Origin of the sequence: Nocardiopsis sp. NPDC007018, assembly GCF_040635075.1 — a bacterium.
In the GTDB taxonomy this organism is placed as follows: Bacteria; Actinomycetota; Actinomycetes; order Streptosporangiales; family Streptosporangiaceae; genus Nocardiopsis.
In genome coordinates this window covers 1-18,678 of record NZ_JBEYHA010000001.1, presented here as the reverse complement: position 1 = coordinate 18,678, position 18,678 = coordinate 1, and the positions used below count along the sequence as shown (strand labels likewise).

16 protein-coding genes are annotated in these 18,678 nt (G+C 72.4%); 7 read left to right on the top strand and 9 right to left on the bottom strand.

Annotated features, from left to right (window positions below; translation table 11 throughout):
• Positions 1–22: 22 nt before the first annotated feature.
• Positions 23–673: a methyltransferase domain-containing protein gene (locus ABZ635_RS00080; RefSeq protein WP_357756438.1), complete on the bottom strand. Its 651-nt coding sequence runs from the start codon at positions 671–673 to the stop codon at positions 23–25.
• Between the two features lie 208 nt (positions 674–881).
• Between ABZ635_RS00080 and ABZ635_RS00075 the strand changes: the two genes are divergently transcribed.
• Complete coding sequence (locus tag ABZ635_RS00075) at positions 882–1,202, top strand: hypothetical protein (protein WP_357756435.1); 321 nt, start codon at positions 882–884, stop codon at positions 1,200–1,202.
• 165 nt (positions 1,203–1,367) lie between these two features.
• Here the strand turns inward: ABZ635_RS00075 and ABZ635_RS00070 are convergent, their stop codons facing one another.
• Complete coding sequence (locus tag ABZ635_RS00070; protein ID WP_357756433.1) at positions 1,368–1,982, bottom strand: TetR family transcriptional regulator; 615 nt, start codon at positions 1,980–1,982, stop codon at positions 1,368–1,370.
• Positions 1,983–2,174: 192 nt separating this feature from the next.
• On the opposite strand from ABZ635_RS00070, the gene ABZ635_RS00065 reads away from it, so the two are divergent.
• A complete protein-coding gene (locus tag ABZ635_RS00065; protein ID WP_357756430.1) occupies positions 2,175–3,881 on the top strand; it encodes an MDR family MFS transporter in 1,707 nt (568 codons plus the stop codon).
• A gap of 58 nt (positions 3,882–3,939) precedes the next feature.
• Here ABZ635_RS00065 and ABZ635_RS00060 read toward each other — a convergent pair whose 3' ends face one another.
• On the bottom strand, positions 3,940–4,389 hold the full coding sequence (locus ABZ635_RS00060; RefSeq protein ID WP_357756427.1) for a GNAT family N-acetyltransferase: 450 nt from the start codon (positions 4,387–4,389) through the stop codon (positions 3,940–3,942).
• 157 nt (positions 4,390–4,546) lie between these two features.
• Positions 4,547–5,740, bottom strand: a complete 1,194-nt coding sequence (locus tag ABZ635_RS00055) for a cell division protein DivIVA (protein ID WP_357756909.1) — start codon at positions 5,738–5,740, stop codon at positions 4,547–4,549.
• 381 nt (positions 5,741–6,121) lie between these two features.
• Between ABZ635_RS00055 and ABZ635_RS00050 the strand changes: the two genes are divergently transcribed.
• The 3 genes from ABZ635_RS00050 to ABZ635_RS00040 all read left to right on the top strand — a co-directional run bounded on the left by ABZ635_RS00050 (position 6,122) and on the right by ABZ635_RS00040 (position 8,646).
• Positions 6,122–6,685 carry a gamma carbonic anhydrase family protein gene (locus tag ABZ635_RS00050; RefSeq protein ID WP_357756424.1) on the top strand — a complete coding sequence of 188 codons (564 nt, stop codon included), beginning with the start codon at positions 6,122–6,124 and terminating at the stop codon, positions 6,683–6,685.
• A 337-nt stretch (positions 6,686–7,022) separates the two neighbouring features.
• Positions 7,023–7,550, top strand: a complete 528-nt coding sequence (locus ABZ635_RS00045; protein ID WP_357756421.1) for a hypothetical protein — start codon at positions 7,023–7,025, stop codon at positions 7,548–7,550.
• Positions 7,551–7,899: 349 nt separating this feature from the next.
• The gene (locus ABZ635_RS00040) at positions 7,900–8,646 is read left to right on the top strand and encodes a hypothetical protein (protein ID WP_357756418.1); all 747 of its coding nucleotides are present in this window, start codon (positions 7,900–7,902) and stop codon (positions 8,644–8,646) included.
• A gap of 234 nt (positions 8,647–8,880) precedes the next feature.
• Here ABZ635_RS00040 and ABZ635_RS00035 read toward each other — a convergent pair whose 3' ends face one another.
• From ABZ635_RS00035 to ABZ635_RS00020, 4 genes are all read right to left on the bottom strand, one after another.
• Positions 8,881–11,595 carry a histidine kinase gene (locus ABZ635_RS00035; protein WP_357756415.1) on the bottom strand — a complete coding sequence of 905 codons (2,715 nt, stop codon included), beginning with the start codon at positions 11,593–11,595 and terminating at the stop codon, positions 8,881–8,883.
• A gap of 258 nt (positions 11,596–11,853) precedes the next feature.
• Positions 11,854–12,702, bottom strand: coding sequence for an ABC transporter permease (locus ABZ635_RS00030; protein ID WP_357756412.1), 849 nt, complete (start codon positions 12,700–12,702; stop codon positions 11,854–11,856).
• Between the two features lie 130 nt (positions 12,703–12,832).
• Positions 12,833–13,837, bottom strand: coding sequence for an ABC transporter ATP-binding protein (locus ABZ635_RS00025; RefSeq protein ID WP_357756410.1), 1,005 nt, complete (start codon positions 13,835–13,837; stop codon positions 12,833–12,835).
• A gap of 579 nt (positions 13,838–14,416) precedes the next feature.
• The gene (locus ABZ635_RS00020) at positions 14,417–15,772 is read right to left on the bottom strand and encodes a DUF418 domain-containing protein (protein ID WP_357756406.1); all 1,356 of its coding nucleotides are present in this window, start codon (positions 15,770–15,772) and stop codon (positions 14,417–14,419) included.
• Between the two features lie 100 nt (positions 15,773–15,872).
• Between ABZ635_RS00020 and ABZ635_RS00015 the strand changes: the two genes are divergently transcribed.
• The gene (locus ABZ635_RS00015; protein WP_357756403.1) at positions 15,873–17,144 is read left to right on the top strand and encodes a histidine kinase; all 1,272 of its coding nucleotides are present in this window, start codon (positions 15,873–15,875) and stop codon (positions 17,142–17,144) included.
• Positions 17,119–17,784, top strand: coding sequence for a response regulator transcription factor (locus ABZ635_RS00010; protein WP_357756401.1), 666 nt, complete (start codon positions 17,119–17,121; stop codon positions 17,782–17,784). The genes ABZ635_RS00015 and ABZ635_RS00010 overlap by 26 nt, the downstream gene beginning before the upstream one ends.
• Before the next feature lie 158 nt (positions 17,785–17,942).
• Here the strand turns inward: ABZ635_RS00010 and ABZ635_RS00005 are convergent, their stop codons facing one another.
• Positions 17,943–18,542, bottom strand: a complete 600-nt coding sequence (locus ABZ635_RS00005; RefSeq protein ID WP_357756398.1) for a TetR/AcrR family transcriptional regulator — start codon at positions 18,540–18,542, stop codon at positions 17,943–17,945.
• Positions 18,543–18,678 lie beyond the last annotated feature (136 nt).

Here is an 18,678-nt window from a genome sequence, read left to right as displayed (position 1 = left end):
GCGTGCCCCCGGTCGGCCCCGGTCAGCTGAGCCGACGCGCCCGCACCACCAGGTCGTGCACGGTGTGGGAGACCCCGTCCAGGACCTGTTCCGAGGGACGCGCCTCGTCGACGAGCACCTCCCACTCCCCCTCCACCAGTGCCGCGGTCACCGCGTCGCCCTCGTAGAAGAGTTCGGGGTGGGGCGGGCGCGGCACCCCCGACGCCAGGTCCCGGGGATGGTGCGCGACCACCAGGAGCTCACCACCGGGGATCACCGCCGCCGCCAGGTCCGCGAACAGCAGCGCCCGGGGATTCGGGTACAGGTGCATGAACTGCGCCGTGACCAGCTCGTACTGGGGAGTCGGCGGAGCCCAGCGGGTGACGTCCGCGCGCAGCCAGGTGATCCGGTCCGCCACTCCCGCGCCCGCCGCCATCGCGTGTGCGGCCGCGCGGTCCAGCGCCACGGACGAGATGTCCACCGCGGTCACCCGCCAACCGCGTGCGGCCAGCCACAGGGCGTCCGCGCCCTCACCGGCGCCCACGTCCAGGGCCCTTCCCGGTGGGAGTCCCTCGACCTCCCTGACCAGGTGCCGGTTGGGCCGCCCGCTCCAGATCCGGTCGCTGGAGCGGTACCGCTCGTTCCAGAACTCCTCGCCCATCTCCTCGGGCAGGGAACCGTGCTCGTCGGTCATGTGTCGACCACCTCCTCCCCCACTCTGCTCAGCGGTGCGGGACGAAGCGAGTTCCCTTGCCGAACCGGCAAGGGAAAGGAACGGTACGGAAACGCGTGAAAAGACGGTCCCGATATTCACGAGCGACCCAGAACCGAACTCCCGGCCCCCACATCACACCGAGTGTCCGCATCCACCCCTTCAGAGACACCTCCAAGGACAGAACACCATGATCATCTGGCGCGGCTGGGGCATCCTGGTCATCCTCATCGCCGCCGTCTTCACCGTCCCCCTGGGCTTCCTGGCCGCCGAGACCGTGGGCAGCGAGTCCGCCGGTCTCGGCGCGGGCGCGGGCCTGCTGCTCGGAGCCGTGGGCGTCTACTTCGCCGGAGCCAAGCTGAACGCCCCCAAGCAGGGGTTCCACCCGGGCACCGGTCAGCCGGTCGAGTACCGCAACGCCCACACGTTCTTCTTCGTGCCGATGCAGTACTGGGGCTTCATCCTGCCCATCGGCGGTGTGGCGGCGATCCTGAGCGCGTTCCCGCTCTGATCCGGAGCCCGGGTCGTCACGACCCGGCGAACGGCCCCCGTCCTCCTCTGCCTGGGAGCGGCGGGGGCCTTCTCGCGTCCGACGCGTCCTACGCCCGTGCCCTCTCCGGCCCGGCCGCGCGGGCCCCGCCCGGGCGCCTTCCGCCGGTGGCCGGAGCGCCGGGGCTCAGGGGCCCTCGGCCCCGGGTTCGCCGAAGTCCTCCAGACACAGCTCCAGCAGGGCCAGAACCCTCTCCTTGAGCTGTTCCCGGTCGTGTGCGCGCAGCGCCGTCGCGCCCTCCACGCGTCTGACCCGGCCCACCCCGAGCAGGACCGCCGCGACCAGCGAGGCGTGCACCCGCGCGTCGGGCCCGCCCAGGTAGACGGCGAGCGGATCGATCAGCGCGCTCTTGAGCCGCCCCTGGTAGACCGTCTGGAGGTCCGGGTCCCCGGCCGAGTCGTCCAGTGACAGCTGCAACGGAGTGCCCTCCCCGTGCAGACGGCCCACGGAGTGCTCCGCCAGCCGCTCCGTGAGGTCCTCGGGGGCACCGTCCTCGATGAGCCGGGGGAAGACGCCGTCCGCGCGCAGGATCTCGGTCAGCAGTCCCGCCTTGGAACCGAAGTACCGATTGATCAGCGCGACGTTCACCCCCGCGTGCGAGGCGATCTTGCGCGAGGAGACCGCACCGTACCCCTCGCTGGTGAACAGTGTCTTGGCGCTGGCCAGGATGCGCTCCCGGGTCGCCTCCCGGCCGCGCGCCGGCGCCTGCGCGCCGCCTCCGGTCTCGTCCGGACGCTCCATCTGCACACCCCTTGGTGGCCGCGATCTGGTCTTCGATACTCCAGGTTGACACCTCGATGTGCCCCACGCCTACCGGAAGCGTCCGAGAGATACCGATTTGACAGGTCAACAGCGTTTACATATACCTGACGTGGATGCTCGCCCCCGGTGTACCTGCCGTGGGGCTTTCGTGCGTCCGGAATCGGGGGCCTCATGGAACAGTCAGCACACGGGACGTCCACCACCCGGGGCCACTCCCCCGGAGCCCCCGACGCACCCGCCCCCCAGGCCCCCGCCTCCCCCGCACCGCTCCCCGAGGCCGCACCCGAGTACCCGCCCCGGCCCGTCGTCCGGCGCATCATGGTCGGCCTGGTCCTGGCCATGCTCACCTCGATGCTCACCAACTCGATCATCGGAACCGCGCTGCCCACGATCATGGGCGAACTCGGCGGGCAGGACCGCCTCGCCTGGGTGGCCACCGCCGCGCTGCTCACGATGACCGCCTCCACCCCCGTGTGGGGCAAGCTCTCCGACATCTGGGGGCGCAAGCTCCTCTTCCAGATCGCCCTCGGCGTCTTCATCGTCGCGTCGCTCGCTGCCGGGTTCGCGCAGGACATCAACTGGCTGATCGCCGCCCGGGCACTCCAGGGGCTCGGCGTCGGAGGCCTGGCCACCCTCCCCAACATCATCCTCGGCGACGTCGTCTCACCCCGTGAACGCGGCCGCTACAGCGGCCTCATCGGCATGGTCTTCGGCGTCTCCACGGTGCTCGGCCCGCTCGTCGGCGGGTTCCTGGTGGACAGCCCGCTCGGCTGGCGCTGGTGCTTCCTCATCACCGTGCCGCTCGCGGTGGTGGCCTTCGGCGTCATCCAGTTCATGTTCCGCATGCCGTTCACACCGCGCCACCGGCCCACGGTGGACTGGTTGGGCGCCGGACTCATCTTCAGCGCCGCAAGCACGGTGATCGTCCTGCTCAGCCTGGGCGGAACCCAGATCCCCTGGAACTCCGCGCCCGCCTACGCCATGGGCGTCGGCGCGGTCGTGCTGACCGTCGCCGCCGTACTGGTCGAACAGCGCGCCAAGGAACCGATCATCCCCACCCGCCTGTTCCGCGACCGCACGTTCGTGCTGGCCTCGGCGGGCTCGGTCACCGTCGGCATGATGATGTTCGGTCTGATCATCTACATGCCGCAGTTCCTCCAGATGGTCCACGGGATGAGCCCGACCGTCTCCGGACTGATGACCCTGCCCCTGGTGGCCTCGTTCCTGCTCACGTCCATCGGGTCCGGCTTCGCGATCAGCGGCAACGGCCGCTGGAAGGCCTACACGGTCGTCGGCATGGCGCTGTGCGTGGTCGGGTTCACCGTGCTCAGCCTGACCCGGTTCGACCCCGGACTCGCCACGGTCGTCGTGGGCCAGGTGCTCGTGGGCCTCGGCTTCGGCCTCAACATGCAGATCCTCCTGCTGGCCGTCCAGAGCGCGCTCCCGCTGAGGGACCTGGCCGCCGGAACCGCCTCCGTCACCTTCTTCCGCAACCTGGGCGGCGCCATGGGCGTGGCCGCGTTCGGCGCCGTGATGGTGAGCCGCCTCAACGCCGAACTCGCGTCGGCGGCGACCGCCGCGCAGGAGGCGCTGGCCCTGGACACCGCCAGCGGCACCGACTCGGGCGCCCAGGAGCTGACGGTGGGCCTGGAACAGGCCGCCGAGTCCGCGCAGGGTTCACCGGAACTGGTGCACTCCCTGCCCGAACCGGTGCGCGACGTGGTGGTGGGCGCCTTCGACCACGCCATGCAGGGCGTGTTCGTGGCCGGGGTCCCCATCGCCGTGCTGGGCCTGGTCGCGGTCGCGTTCATGAAGGGCGTACCGCTGCGCGGCGGCGGCCCGAAGCCTTCGCGCGCGCGGCGCGGCACGGGGGAATGACGGGCCCGCGTGCGGGTTCCGGCCCGGACGGGCCGGGGCCGACCCGCGCCGACCGGAGTCAGAGGTAGCGGCGAAAACCCGTCGCCGAGCTGTCGAAGCCCAGGGCGGCGTAGAACAGGTGCGCGCCCTGGCGGCTCTCGTGCGAGAGCAGTTCCACCTTGTAGCAGGTCGCGCGCGCGGCGCGGTCCAGGGCATCCTCCATGAGTGCCCTGCCGATGCCCTGGAGTCTGGTCTCCGGGTCGACGACGAGGTTGTCGACCACCGCCCAGGGCTGGGCGTCGTGAGTCAGGTTGGCCACCACCAGCAGGTCCAGGGTCCCGATGATCTGCCCCCGGCGCTCCGCCACCAGAACGGTGCGGTCGGGGTCGTTCTCCATACGGGTCCAGGCGCGTACGGCGGCGGAGGACATGCGAACATGAGCGCTCTGCGTGTGGGTGGTGTCACCGAGTTCGCGCAGAAGACGCAGGATCGCACCGAGGTCGGACCGAATGGCCGCGCGGATAATCATGGCTGTCGGCATCGTAGCCGACAGCCTGCGACAAGGCGGACGTCCCCCTACAACTGACCACAAAACACCGAGGGCGGGACCGGCAGGTCCCGCCCTCGTGACGTACCCGCCGACGACCGCCACGGGGGCCTCCCGCGCGGGCCGGTCCGACGCCGTGTCAGGGCTTGCGAATGACGCGCACGCCCTCGTCGTTCGCGGGCGGCTGCTGGCCGGCCTCGGGACGCCGGTAGACACCGGTGATCCCCGGGTCGCCGCCGGTCTCGTCCGCGGGCGGGGCCGCCGGAGCCTGCTGCGGGCCGCTCGGCTGCTGGAACCCCGGGGCCTGGCCCGGAGCCGGGGCGTTGAAGCGGGCACCCTGCGGGGGCTGCGGGGCGACCGGCGCGGGGTCGCCGCCCTTGCCCTCGTCCTGCTTGGGACCCCGCTGGCCCTCCGGCTCGGGGGCGTCCTGCGGAGCCGACTCGGGCGTGGCCAGCGGCTTGATGCGCACCGTGGCCTGGTCCGGCTCCTGCTGGAGCGGGGGAAGCTTCGTGGTGGCCTCCTCCTTCTTCTCCTGCTGGACGGCGGGCTTGGGTGCCTCGGGCGCCTTCGCCTCCGGGGCCTTGTTCTCGGGCTTGACCGCGGGCTTGGGCCGCACCGGGCTGCTCTGCGGACCCTGGTTCGGCTGGGCCTTGGGGGCCTCGGCCGCAGGCGTCACCGTCTCCTCGCGGGACAGCCCCGTCTCCAGCGCACCGGCCTTGTCCTCCGCCGCGACCAGGTCGGCCAGCGTGGAGTGCATGTCCTTGAGGCGGCGCAGCGCCTCGGCGTGCGTGGCCGTCAGCGTGGCCAGACGGCGGTCGGCAGTGTCGTGGATCTTCTTGGCGCGGGCCTCGGCCTCGCCCAGACGGCGGTCGCCCTCCTGCTTGGCCTGCTCCCGGAGCTGGTCGGCCTCCTTCTTGGCGCCGCCGACCATCTCGTTGGCCTCCGAACGCGCGGCGGAGACGATCCGCTCGGCGTGCTCCTCGGAGTCCTTGCGGTGCTTGGCGACCTCCTCCTGGGCCTTCTTCTGGGCCTCCTTCACCTCGGCCTCGACCCGGGAGCGACGCTCCTTGGCCTCCTCCTCGGCGATACGGAGGATCTCCGCCATGCGCTCGCTGATCTGCTCGTGCTCAGGCTTGACCTGGGCCTTCTCGCGGGCGATCGCGAGGTCGCGCTTGTACTGCTCCAGCTCGTCGTCCATCCGCTGGAGACGCTCACGGAGGTCCTTGAACTGGTTGTCCATACGGACGTAGTAGTCGTCGACGTGCGCCTTGTCGTAGCCGCCCTTGCGCACCGTCGGGAATCGGTCTTGTTGCAGTCCGCCGCCCGGCAACATATCGCTCATGCGCCTTTCATGTCCTTAACACCGCTGCACGTCGCAGATGGTGCGAAATGGTGAGAGTTGCCCCGTACCCGTTCGTCGTCGGGACACCCGTCGAACCGTCCGGTCTGGATCGCCCGCGGGTGCCCGCTGTCGTGCTCCGGCTCGGCTCGATGAGGGGCACCGGCCGAGAGCGGAGCGTAACGCCGAGACACCGTCCGAACGACCAAGGTAGACACGCGCTGCGCCGAGGCGTCAAGAGCCCTGGCGGGCACATCGCCGTGCGGACCCTGGTCACGTTCTTACTAAGGTATGCGCGATCATCCCCGTACGGGGGCGTAGCGGTCAACTTCCTGACCTTCCGCCCCGGGGGACCCACGCCGAGAGGACCCACGCATGGACAACCCGACGGACGGACCCGCGACACAGCCGCGTACCGGAGCCAGGATCGGCGGCGCCCCCTTCGGTGAACCGGAGATCCATCCCACAGCGTGGATCGCCCCGGGAGCCGTGGTGGTGGGCCGCGTCCGGCTCGGTGAGCGGAGCAGTGTCTGGTACGGGTCGGTCCTGCGCGCCGACACCGAGGACATCGTCGTCGGGGACCGGGTCAACATCCAGGACCAGTGCGGACTGCACTCCGACCCCGGGCAGCCCGCCGTGTTGCACGACGACGTGAGCCTGGGGCACAAGGCGATGGTGCACGGGGCCGTCGTGGAGGAGGGAGCGCTCATCGGCATCGGCGCCATCGTCCTGGGCGGGGCCCGGGTCGGCCGGGGCGCCCTGGTCGCCGCCGGATCGCTGGTGGCCCCGGGCAAGGTCGTCCCCGCGGGGACACTCTGGGCCGGGGTCCCCGGCAAGGTGGTCCGTGAGCTGAACGACGACGACCGCCTCGTGCTGGAGCACACGCCCACCGCCTACGCCGCGTACGCCGTGCAGCACCAGGACGTCACCTGGCGGTGAGTACCCCGGACCGGAATCCGGACCGGAATTGCGCCGGAATCGACCCGGGGAGCGGCCTCGCACGGGCGGCCCCTCCCCGGGTCGGGACCCGGACCCGACCGTGGCACTCCTGGGGGAGAAGCCGCATCGCCGCCCCCCAAAGGGATGTGGCTCTCTGGCTAACCCGGGCCAGCCCGGTACTGGCCCACACGAGTCATGCGCCACGGGGCCCGGCCGCCGTACCCTGGAACTCCTCTCTCCTTGTGGGACCGGTTCCGTCGCGCCGCGCCCGCATCGCCCCGGGGCCCGGGGTTGACGACCTGTCCAGCGACACCCGTGTCCCGGGAGGTGAGTGGTGGTGAACGGCCTGGGTGAGTACGGGCTCGGAGTGGCCGACCGGCTCCACGACCACGTCGCGCTGGACGAGATCGAGCTCTACGCCGAGGTGCTCATCGCCGTGGCCGACACCGAACACCCGCTCAGCCCGGCGGAGATCGACCGCGCGCTGGGGCTGCCCTGCCGCACCGTGGCCGGTGGGCCCCCGCCCGACGACTCCCCCGCGACCAGCCACGACGGGGACCCGTCCGCCTCCGAACCCGAGCCCACCACCCCTGGCGAGGCCGCCCGGCCCGACGCCCCGAACGCCGCCCCCGCGTCACCCGTCCCCGCTCCGGCCGGGCCGGAGCGCGTGCGACGCCAGCCCGTACCGGAGGGCGTGCCGGGGACCGGACGCCCTGGCGCGGTGCCCCCCGCCCGCGACGGCCACCGCCCGCCCGTCTTCGTCCTGCCCGTCCGGGGCGGGACCCCGGACCCGCCCTCGGGGCCGCGTCCGCTGTGCGACGTGGTTCTGCCGCACTTCGTGCCCTGGCGGGCCTGGCACCTCTGAAACCCGCGCCCCGGCGCGGGACCCGTCCAGCTGAGGGACCTCCCCCACTGGTGATCAGTCCGCCCCCGCCCCGGCCTCCACCGTCCCCCGGCCTCGCGCCACCGGCGGTCCCGGCTCCCGCGGGTCCTCCCCCAGCCTCCACCCCCTGAGATCCGCGGCGGTCCGAGGTTCGCGATCCCCTAGACCCAGCCCTCGCCCCAGTCACACCATTCTCGGATTCGGAACCCGAACCGTCCGGAATCGGCCTGATCCGGCCACCTTCGTACGGCTCCGTGCCGAACCGTTCTGGGTAGGGCCCCCTCAGGGCCCCTCAGCCCACAGAACGGCCAGCAGCCCCTCAGGAGCCGAGATGCGCACAGGACCCGACAGGCCGGAACGCGAGGTGGAGCGCCCGGACACCCGCGCCCCCGCGGACCGCCGCACCGTGGGTGAACCGGACCACGCCCGCCGCGTCACCCTCACCGTCGCCCTCGTGGTGACCTTCCTCTTCCTGCTCGTGACCGCTGGAGGCGTCGGCTGGTTCCTGGCCGGTGGCGGAGGCGACTCCGAGGGCGGACCGGACACCGCCTCGGGCACCGACGAGGACGATTCCGCGGACAGCCCCACCACCGTCTCGGGTCCGCCGCCGGGCGCCGAGGGCACCGTCACCGACTCCAGGTCGGGGCTGGCCTACTCCCTGCCCGGCCAGGGGTGGGCCCGGCTCGGCGACGACCAGGTCCCGGCGGAGTACTCCTCGTACACGGTGTACGGCTCCGAGGACGATCCCGACGCCTTCATCGTCACCGGCACGGAGGAGATCGGCCCGCTCGAACCCCTGGCCGCCACCGGGCTGTCCCTCGCCACGGACATGGTCGCGGAGCTGGCCAGCGGGGGTGTCGACCTGCGGGTCGAACCCTCGGCGGAGACCTCCCTGAACGATCTTCCGGCCTTCGGCGCGACCCTGGACGACACGTCCGAGGGAGGCGGTTACGGGCGGTTCCTGGTCGTCCAGGTGACCGACGACCGGGGCGCCTTCATGTTCGGCCTCAACACCGACGGCGGAGAGGAGGCCACGGCGGGGATCGACGCCGCGTTCGACTCCCTCGGCGTTCTCTGACCTCACCGCCTCCCATGGTCCCCCCGGATGTTCCGTGGCGCCCAGGTCCAGGGCGCCACGGAACAGGGCGGTCACGGAGGCGGGACTCCTCACCGGGCCGGGACGGCAGGCGGTCCCGGCGCCCGGAGATCCACCCACCGGTCCCACGCCCCGGACCACCGTTCACAGGCCACAGGCCCCAGTCCCGCAGCCAGTTCCCAGCCCCCCAGGCCAGTCCCCAAGCCACTCCCCAGGTCAGAAGGGGATCACGGCCCGCAGCAGGAACCCGCCGTCCCTGGTCCGCGCCCGGGACAGCGTCCCCCCGGCCAGAGCGACCCGCTCGGAGAGTCCCGCCAGCCCGTTACCGTCGCTCCCTCCGGCCGCCTCGGCCTTGGCGCTGTCGTTGTGGACCTCCACCACCAACCCCCGCGACACGTCGGCGCCGTCCCTGGTGAGCCGGAAACTGATCTGGCACTCCTCGGCGTCGCTGTGCCGCATGACGTTGGTCCCTCCCTCGCGTACCACCCACGCGGCCAGACCCGCGGCCTTCGGCGGGAGCTCCAGTCCCTCCATCCCCGTGACCACCGTCCGCGTGCCCCCCGACTCCAGCGCCTCGCCGACCGACCGGACCTCCTCCTCCAGGTCGGCCTCCCGGTCCCCGCTCACGGCCGCCCGCACCTGTTGGAGCGCCTTCCCGGCAAGGCCCTGGATCTCGGCGATCTCCGAGGCCGCGCGGTCCGGGGCCCGGTCCACGAGCCGCCCCGCCAGCTGGGCCTTGACCGCGAGCGCGGAGAGACTGTGTCCGAGCAGGTCGTGCATGTCCCGCGCGAAGCGCAGACGCTCCTGGGTCACCGCCAGTTGGGCGCTGGCCCGCTGACCCGCCACCGCCTCGCGGCTGATGTCCCACAGCCAGATGGTGCCGAAGGTGCTGAACGCGAACACGAGCGCCACGAACACGGCGAGGTACCAGAGCAGCCCGTACGCGGCCGGGTTGACGCCGTTGGGCTCGAAGAAGGCGGAGAAGGTCGGGATCAGCGGCAGGGGTGAGACCAGCAGCAGGACGCTGATCAGCAGCCCGGTGCTCCGCGAGGTGAAGAACACGGCCGTTCCCCACCAGGCTCCGATGATGACCAGCGCCACGGGCGGGGTGTTGAGCAGGACCGCGCTCAGCAGGACCAACGCGACCGAGGCCCACAGGAGCGGTGGGCTGGGCTGGCGGTTGCCGTCCAGCCGTTCCCGGAGCAGCAGCAGGAGCAGGACGGCGACCACCACGGCGCACAACACTCCGGCCAGCGAGTTCCCCAGCGGGAACCCGTACACGACGCTGTAGTAGGGGTCGGCGACGGCCACAGCGACGATGCACAGGCTGTTGAAACTGATCAGCGCCATGATGATCCGCCGGGAGAGCCGGACCCGTCGGTCGGCGGCCAGGTCGGCGAGCAGCTGGGGGTCGGGGGACGCTCCGTCCGGGTCCCCCGCGACCGTCGGAACCGAACCCGCCGTGGCCTCAGCCGCGCCCCCGGCCCCGGTCGGTGCGGCGCTCGGCGACGCGCCTCCCGGGCCCGCGCCCCCAGGTCCGGAGCCGTCCTCTCCCCCGACGGCCCGCACCCGATCCGGCGCGTCCGTCAGGGGCAGTACGGCGCGGAGCAGAAACCCCCCGTCGTCGGTCCGGGACGCCGAGAGCGCGCCGCCGCCTCCGGTGATCCGCTCGGCGAGCCCGGCCAGTCCGCTGTCGGAGCCCACCCCGCCCCGGACCCCCTCCCTCGCGCGGTCGTTGGCCAGCTCCACCACCAGTTCCCCTGCTCCGTCCTCGGAAGGGGACGCGACGGAGAGGGTGATGCGGCAGGTCTGGGCCCGGCTGTGTCTGAGGACGTTGGTGCCGCCCTCGCGCACCACCCAGGCCGCCAGGGCCGCCGTGTCCGCCGGGACGTCCAGGTCGGCGACCCCGGAGACCGTGGTGACGGTGCCGTTGGCCTCCAGCACGGCGCGCACCGAACCGACCTCGGCGTCGAGGTCGATGTCCCGGTACCCCCGGACCACCGAGCGGACCTGTCTGAGGGTGGTCCGTGCCAGCTCGTGGACCAGGCCGATCTCCCGTCTGGCCTCCTCGGGGTCGGTCCGCAGGCTCCGCCCGGCACGCCCCGCCCCGAGCCGCAGCGCGTCGAGCCGGTGCCACAGCAGTTCCTGGAGGTGGTGGGTGATGCGCAGCCGCTCGCCGTCCACGGCCAGCCGGGCCCGGGCCTGCTGGCCCTCGGTGACCCGCCGGATGCCGTCCCACAGCCAGACGGTGTACACGCAGCCGATCCACAGGAACGCGCCCCAGACGATCATGAACACGCCGTTGCCCACGATGCTGCCGAAGAGCCCCGGAAAGCCGGAGGGATCGTCGGGGCCCGGCAGCAGCGGGGTGTGCACCGGGCTGACCTGTGTGTTCACCACGGCCAGTGCCAGCGCCGCCACGGTGAGCAGGAGCAGTTCCCTGCGGGTGGACAGGAAGGCGACCAGTACCCAGGCCGAGACGCACACGGCGAAGACGCTCGGCGTGTGCCACAGGAAGAGGCACAGGACCAGGAGCAGCGCGAGGCTGCTCCGGTACAGGACGCGGTCCGGTCTGGTCCGGCCGTCCAGCCGGTCCCGGATCATCCGGAACATCGCCAGCGCGCTCAGCACCGAGGCGGTGAACAGGGCGAAGGTCCGCGCCGCGGCCAGGACCCGGACGTAGTCGGGCTGGCCGTCCAGGAGCTCCCACGCGTGGGCGAGGTCGACCAGGAGCCCGGTTCCGGCCCAGAAGGGCACCAGGAAGGGGAAGGCGGCCATGCTGATCAGGCAGTACAGCCGGGCCCGGCGGATTCTGCGGGTCAGGCCCGCGCTCATCCCCGGAGCCCCGGGGGCCTCCGCGCCCCGGGGTCCGTGAGCCGTGGCGGCCCCCGCCTCCCCCACAGGCGCCGCGCGCCCGTCCGTCTCCACCACGTGCCTCTCCCGCCTTCCGCGCACCTCTCGTCGGATTCCAAGGTAGGGGCGGCACGACCCCCCGGAGCCGTTGTCCACAGGGCCGGTTTCCCGCCGTGCGGCGTTCCCTTGATCGCGCGACGTTCTGACCACACGACCGGGAGAACGGACCACCCCGCGCGCCGCGTCCCGGCTCCGAAGCGTGATGGAGCCGGAGGGCCCCGTCCTGGCCCTTCCGGCTCCATCGCTCCGCCCGCCCGTCCGCACCGTGGTGGGGACTCAGGGCTGGCGGGGGTCCCACTTGAAGTAGCGCCGCACCAGCAGGGACAGCACGACGATCCAGGCCGCCATCACGCCGATGGCGGGCAGGGCTCCGACCCACAGGGCCGCCGTTCCGAGGGCCTCGGCTCCCTCGTATCCCCCGAACACGTCGTAGCCGGTGTAGGCGGCCTGGGCCATCTCGGCCGCCGGGGCGACCGGAAGGAACTGGACGACCACGCGGACGGGCTCGGGCAGCAGGTCGAGCGGCAGGAAGATCCCGCCGGTGAGGAGCAGGGCCATCATCGGGACCACGGAGAACATCTGCGCCGACTCCGCGCTGCGCACCAAAGGCGTGATCAGCAGACCCACCAGGGTCATGGCGACGGAGCTGAGCAGCACCGCGACCGCCAGCATCACCGGGTCGGCGGGGACCTTGCCGCCGAGGGCCGCGACCGCCCCGAGGATCACCGCCGTCAGCGCCACGGAGAAGACGACGACCACCACCGTCACGCTGCCGAAGATGGCGGTCTGGGGGACGCCGCTCACCCGCAGGCGCTTGAGCACGAGGGACTCGCGGCGCGCGGCGAACACGTTGGAGGGGTGCCCGATTCCCAGCATCAGGCCGATGCCGATGACCGCCGAGGCCAGCGACAGGTCGTGGGTCGTGAAGTCGCCGAACACCGGCGCGCTGGGCGTGGACCACAGCGGCATGAAGAGGATCGCCGGCATGATCAGGTACATCAGCGCGGTCTTGTACCGGACGAAGAGGGTGAACTCGGTGCGGGCCAGACGCAGGGTCCGGTTCAGGGTGCTCGGTCCGGTCCGGGCGGTCCCCCTGGCCGGGGGTCGGGTGGCGGTCGTGCTCATGGTGTCTCTCCTGGGTTCGGGGCCGGGGTCGCGCGGCGGCGCGTGGTCCCGGCGGCGGGGCCGTGGGGTGGGGTCGGAGGCGACGGGGCGCACCGTCGCGGTCGGGGCGAGGTGGCCCGGACCGCCGTCCTCACGAGGTGACGAGGTCGGTGGCGCCGTCCGCGACCTGGAGGAAGACGTCCTCCAGGGAGGCTCCGCGCACCTGGAGGTGTCGGAGGGCGGTCCCCTGTTCGGCCGACCACGCGACGAGCGCGGCGACGGTCCGGTGGGCGCGCTCGGCCACGTCCCCGCCGGTGACCGTGTAGGTGGCCCAGAGCTCCTGGTCGCGGGTCTCGACCTCGATCGTGGCCCCCGGCACGTCGGGCAGGTCCGCGGTGCGCACCTCCCCGGGGAGCAGGAAGCTCACCCGGTCTCCCCAGCCCGCGAGCACCCCGGCGAGGGTGCCCTCCACCCGGATCTCTCCGCGGTGCATGATGGCGAGCCGGTCGGCGAGGCGTTCGGCCTCCTCCAGGTAGTGCGTGGTGAGCAGGACCGCCACGCCGCTCTCCTTGAGGTCGCTGATGATCCGCCAGGTCTCGTGTCTGGCCTCGGGGTCCATCCCGGTCGTGGGCTCGTCGAGGTAGAGGACCTCGGGGCGGGTGAGCAGCGCCGAGCCCAGGTCGAGGCGGCGCTTCTGCCCTCCGGAGAGCTGGCGCACGCGCAGGCCGCGCTTGTCCTTGAGGTCGACCAGGTCGAGGATCTCCTCGACGTCGCGGGGGTCGGCGGCGAGGTCGCTGGTGAGGCGCAGGCTCTCGTCGACGCTCAGGTCGTCCATGAGGCCGCTGCCCTGGAGGACGGCGTTGACCCGCTCGCGCACCTGCGCCGGTTGGCCGTGGGGGTCCTGACCGAAGACGCGTACCGTCCCGGAGCTCGGGCGCCGGAAGCCCTCCAGCGTCTCGATGGTGGTGGTCTTCCCGGCGCCGTTGGTTCCGAGGAGGGCGAAGAGCTCGCCGGGGCGGATCTCGAAGGAGACCCCGCGGACCGCCTCGAAGTCCCCGTAACGCTGGTGAAGGTCGCTGACCACCACCGAGGGGCCCGTCGTGGGGGCGGGACCCGGGTTCGCGGCGGCCGGTCGGGCGTTCTCAGTCGTCGTCATGGCACCAGCGTCGCGCGAACGGGCCCCGGCCGACAGACGTCGCTGTCACCGGTACCCGATGACACTTCATCCGCCCCCGCCGCTGACAAATGTCATCGCGAGGCCCGTCCGCTTTGGGTTCCCGCTGGTCCGGCCCCTCAGCCGGACCGCGGGAACGAGGCCGCGCCCGTGCGTGCCCCTTCGTGAACTCACGTACGAGCGCGGCCCTCACCACCGGCCGGAGGCGCGCCCGTCCCCTCACAACACGTTGTCGGGCGCGGCCCCTCGGCAGTCACCAATGTTCTACACGATTCGGGGGCGGAGCACGGCCGGAATACCGCGATTACCAGCAGAGGCATCGCGGGGAATGCGCGCAGGGGTTGGCTTCTTCTTGGGAAACATCGTCCAACGGGTGGCTTCCGCCCTCCGGGCGCCTGGCGAACGACGGTACGAATGACATCACGGGTGGCCCACCGCCCCCTCAGACCCCGGGCTGATCTGGGAAGACGGACACGGAACTCTGATAAGCGAAAATGCGCACCCGCCCTCGCCCCGGTCAGGGGAAAGGTTTTATCGATGCCTCCGACGCATTCCAACAACTCATGAACGGCGCTGGTCAGAGGGGTGCACAGAAGTGTCACCCCTCGAGGAATCACGTTCCGGGACCAAGGACACCAACCGCTTTCCGACCGTTTCCAGCGGCCCCCGCCCGAACCGCCGGAGCCACCAACGGGCTCCGGCCACCAGGACCAGGGCGATGCCGAGTCCGACCGCGAGCAGCACCCCCTCCCTCGTGGCCCCGTCGATCCCCCGTTCCTCCAGGAACCCGGCCAGCCCCAGCCCCCAGCCGTAGAAGACCACCGAGCCCAGCAGGTTCTGGAGGACGTAACAGGTGAGCGCGGTGAGCCCCACCGCGCGCAGGGACCCCGCCAGCCGACCGTCACCCCCGGAACGGTCCAGCAACCAGCCCACCAGGCCGACGTAGCCCAGCATGAGCACGATCGCGAAGCCGTACCGGTGCGCCTGACCGAGAACGGAGATCTGGGAACCGAGCAGGCACAAGGGAAGGCCGAGCCCGATCCCCCAGCGCGCGAGCCGCCCGCGGAGCTCCCGGCCCCGGGGGTCGTCGTCGAAGACACCCGACCGGTAGAGGCGCACTCCCAGCAGGAAGAGGAACAGCACGAGCGGGAAGGTCACGAGGATCTCGATCCTGGTGCCGAGGAAGTCCCGCCCCCGCTCCGCCACCTGTTCGAGGTAGCCGCCCTCCAGGAAGAGCACCTGATACTCAGCGAGCCCGCGCGGTTCGGGGGGTCTCGCCCCGGACGCGTCGGCCAGGGAGAACACCACCGTCATCACGGTGAGGAAGGCGACGTTGACCGTGAGGGCCGACCACATCACCGCGGATCGGACCCGCTCGGAGCGGCCCAGCAGCCAGATCACCAGCAGCCCGGTGACGGCGTAGCCCATGAGCACGTCCCAGGCGAACAGCAACAGGGCGTGCAGGGCGCCCTCGACCAGCAGGAGGACCTGGCGCCACCGGCTCCGGCCGGGCCAGGGCCGCCCGCGCGCCGCGGCGGCCCGGTGCTGGACCGCCAGGCCCACGCCGAACATCATCGCGAGCATCGCGAGGAACTTGCCGTTGACGAGGGGGTCGAGGAGCTCGCGCGGGAGGGAGGGGGTGCCGGGAAGGGCGGGATGGAAGAGCCAGATGTTGGAGGCCAGGGTGCCGAGGATGGCCAGGCCGCGCAGGACGTCGAGCAGGAGGAGGCGTGGCGGCGGAGTCGGTGGTGGGGCGGTCCTGGTGGAGGGGCCGCCGGAGGCGGGGGGCGGGCCCGGATCGTCCGGGCCCCCGGTGGCGAGCCGTTCGACGGTGCCCGGTCGAGTCGGAGCGTCCGGGTCGGCGTGGACCCGCGCGGCGTGTGAGTCCCCGGTCCGGGGCTTCGTGGAGTCGTCCATGGGGCCGAGCCTGCCGACTCCCCCTGCCGGACGCGTCTGCCGATGGGCGTATGTCCTTCGGCAGACGCGGCCCCGGCCACCGTGCCCCACCATGGGACGCATGCACACACGCGAGAGGCCGCTCGACGCCCTGGCCCGGCGTTGGCGGCGGCTGCCCGTGACCACGCGCGACGCGGCACTGACCGCCCTGCTCGCGTCCGCGCTCCTCGTCGGCTGGCCCTTCGGTCCGGAGTCGGTTCCCCCCTGGCTGGTCAGCCTCTCCCAGCTGGCGTGCTGCCTCCCGCTGGTGTGGCGCCGCAGGTTCCCCTTCCCGTCCGCCCTGACCGTGGGAACGGCCGTCTTCGTCCACCACGCCGTCCTGGGCTTCAGCGACCCCTTCACCATCTGGCTGGCCTGCTTCGCCGCCTGGTCCGCGGTCCGGCACGGAAGCCCGGTGTCCCTGGTGGCGCCGCTGTCGGCGGTGTGGATGCTCGCCTTCTTCAACATCGTCACCCACGGCGACATGCTCGGCCGGGAGTCGCTCCCGCAACAGCTGTCCATCACCGTCCTGGCCATGTCGCCCGCCCTCGTCGGCTCCCTGGTGCGGCTACGGGTCGAACGGGCCGCGCAGCGACGGCGGGCCAACCTGGACCGGGCGCAGCGGGAGCGCGCCCGGGAGCGGGCGCGGATCGCCCGTGACGTCCACGACGTCGCCGGGCACCACCTGAGCGCCATCCGTCTGCTGGCCGTGGGCGGCCGGGAGTCGTTGAAGGGGCCGGACGGCGACCCGGACGCGGTGCTGGCGGCGATCTCCGAGGCGTCGGGGCGTGCGGTGCGCGAGATGCGTGAGCTGTTGCAGCTGCTGCGCGAGGACAGGTTGGACGAGCCCGCTCCCCCGGACGTGCTCCTGGACGACCTGCCGTTCCTGGTGGCGGCGCTGGACGACACGGGCCTGGCCGTGGACCTGGAGGTGCCGGAGGCGGTCGAGGGGCTACCGGCCCGGCTGGAGGCGGACGCCTACCGGATCGTGCAGGAGGCGCTGGGCAACGTGCTGCGGCATTCCTCTGCGGAGAGCGTGCTGGTCCGTCTGGAGTCGCGCACCGACGGAGCTGGGCGGGAGCTGGTGGTGACCGTGGAGGACGACGGCTCCCCGGCGCCCGGGGGACGTGGGGGCCGGTCTGCGTCCACCGGTGAGGGGCCGCCCGGCCTGGGTCTGCGCGGGATACGCGAGCGCGCCGAGGGCTGGGGCGGTCGTTCGGAGGCCGGGTTCGGTCCGGGCCGCGGCTGGCGGGTGCGGGCGCGGCTGCCCGTACCGGGTCGCCCGGAGTCCCGTGAGGCGGACCCCGGTCAGGAGGAGGTGGACGAACGTGATCAGGGTGCTGTTGGCCGATGACCAGCCCGCCGCGCGGAAGGGGCTGCGGTTGCTCCTGGGCTCCGCGCCGGACATCGAGGTGGTGGGCGCGGCCGCCAACGGCCGTGAGCTGGTGGTGATGGCGCGGCGGTTGCGGCCGGACGTGGTGTTCTCCGACATCCGGATGCCGGGGATGGACGGCGTGGCGGCGGTGCGGGAGCTGGCCCGGCTGGACCCGGCGCCGCCCACGGTCATGCTGACCACCTTCGACATCGACGACTACCTCTTCGGCGCCCTCCAGGCGGGGGCGGTGGGGTTCCTGTTGAAGGAGAGCGAGCCGGAGCTGCACGTGGAGGCGGTCCGGGCGGCCTACCGGGGTGAGGGGGTGATCGATCCGAAGGTGACGCCGCGCCTGGTGAACAGGTTCGCGCAGACCTCGCCCCGGGCCGCGCCGCGACGGTCGGCCGACCTGACCGGGCGGGAGCGCGAGGTGCTGCGGCTCGTGGCGATGGGGCACAGCAACGCGCGGATCTCGGAGGAGTTGGGCATCACGCCGGGGACCGCCAAGATCCACGTGACCCGTATCCTCACCAAGCTCGGGGTGGAGAGCAGGGTGCAGGCGGCCGTGTACGCCTACCGCTACGGGCTGGCCACGTGGTCCGACACCTTCGGGGAGGACTGATCCGGCGCGCCCCGGGGGGCGAGGGACCGAACGCGCGCCCCGGGGGGCGAGGGACCGAACACGGGCCCCGGAGGGCGGAGGGACCGAACGCACGCCCCGGGGAACACCGGGCGGACACCACGGCGGTCGCGGGCCCCGGGGCGGACTCCGGGGGCCGGTCAGCGCATGAGGAGCCGGACCGCCGCGTCGATCGCCGCGCGCTGGGCGGCGAGGTCGGCGTCCTCCGGCAGGCGGGCGCAGGTGAGCCACAGGCCGTCCAACAGGACCATGAGCAGTTCCGCCGCTCCCACGGGCTCCTGGCCGGGGGCGAGTTCGCCTTGGTCGCGCGCGTACTCCATGACCATGCGCAGGTGGGTACGGGCCTGGTCGTCGAGCGCGGCGAGCACACGGGCGAAGTCCGGGTCCACGGCCGCGCGAGCGTAGAACGCGGACCAGATCCTGGCCTGGGCGCGGCGCCGTTCGTCGGTGGGCAGCAGGTCCAGGAGCACCTGGCGCAGGGCGCCTGCGACGGTGAGCGCCTCCGGTCCGACCCTGAACCGGCCGAAGCGGGCGGAGACCTCGTCGACGGAGGCGCGCAGCGCGAAGTGCAGGAGCTCGTCCTTGGTGGCGAACTCGCGCTGTACGGCGCCCGCCGACAGTCCCGCCTCGGCGGCGACCACCCGGACGCTGACTCCCTCGAGTCCCTCCCTGGCGGCGATGCGGTGGATCGCGTCGGCGACCCTCCTGCGTCGATCTTCCCTGTCCACGACCTTCGGCACCCCGTCATTCTGGCACACCCGGGGCCTGTTGATGCCCTCGTATCGGTACATGCGCCCGGTTGTCCGAGACCGCGCGCATCACCTTGCCGATGCGGGTGAACTGGAGCATGCACGCCACGAGCACCAGGACCACGAC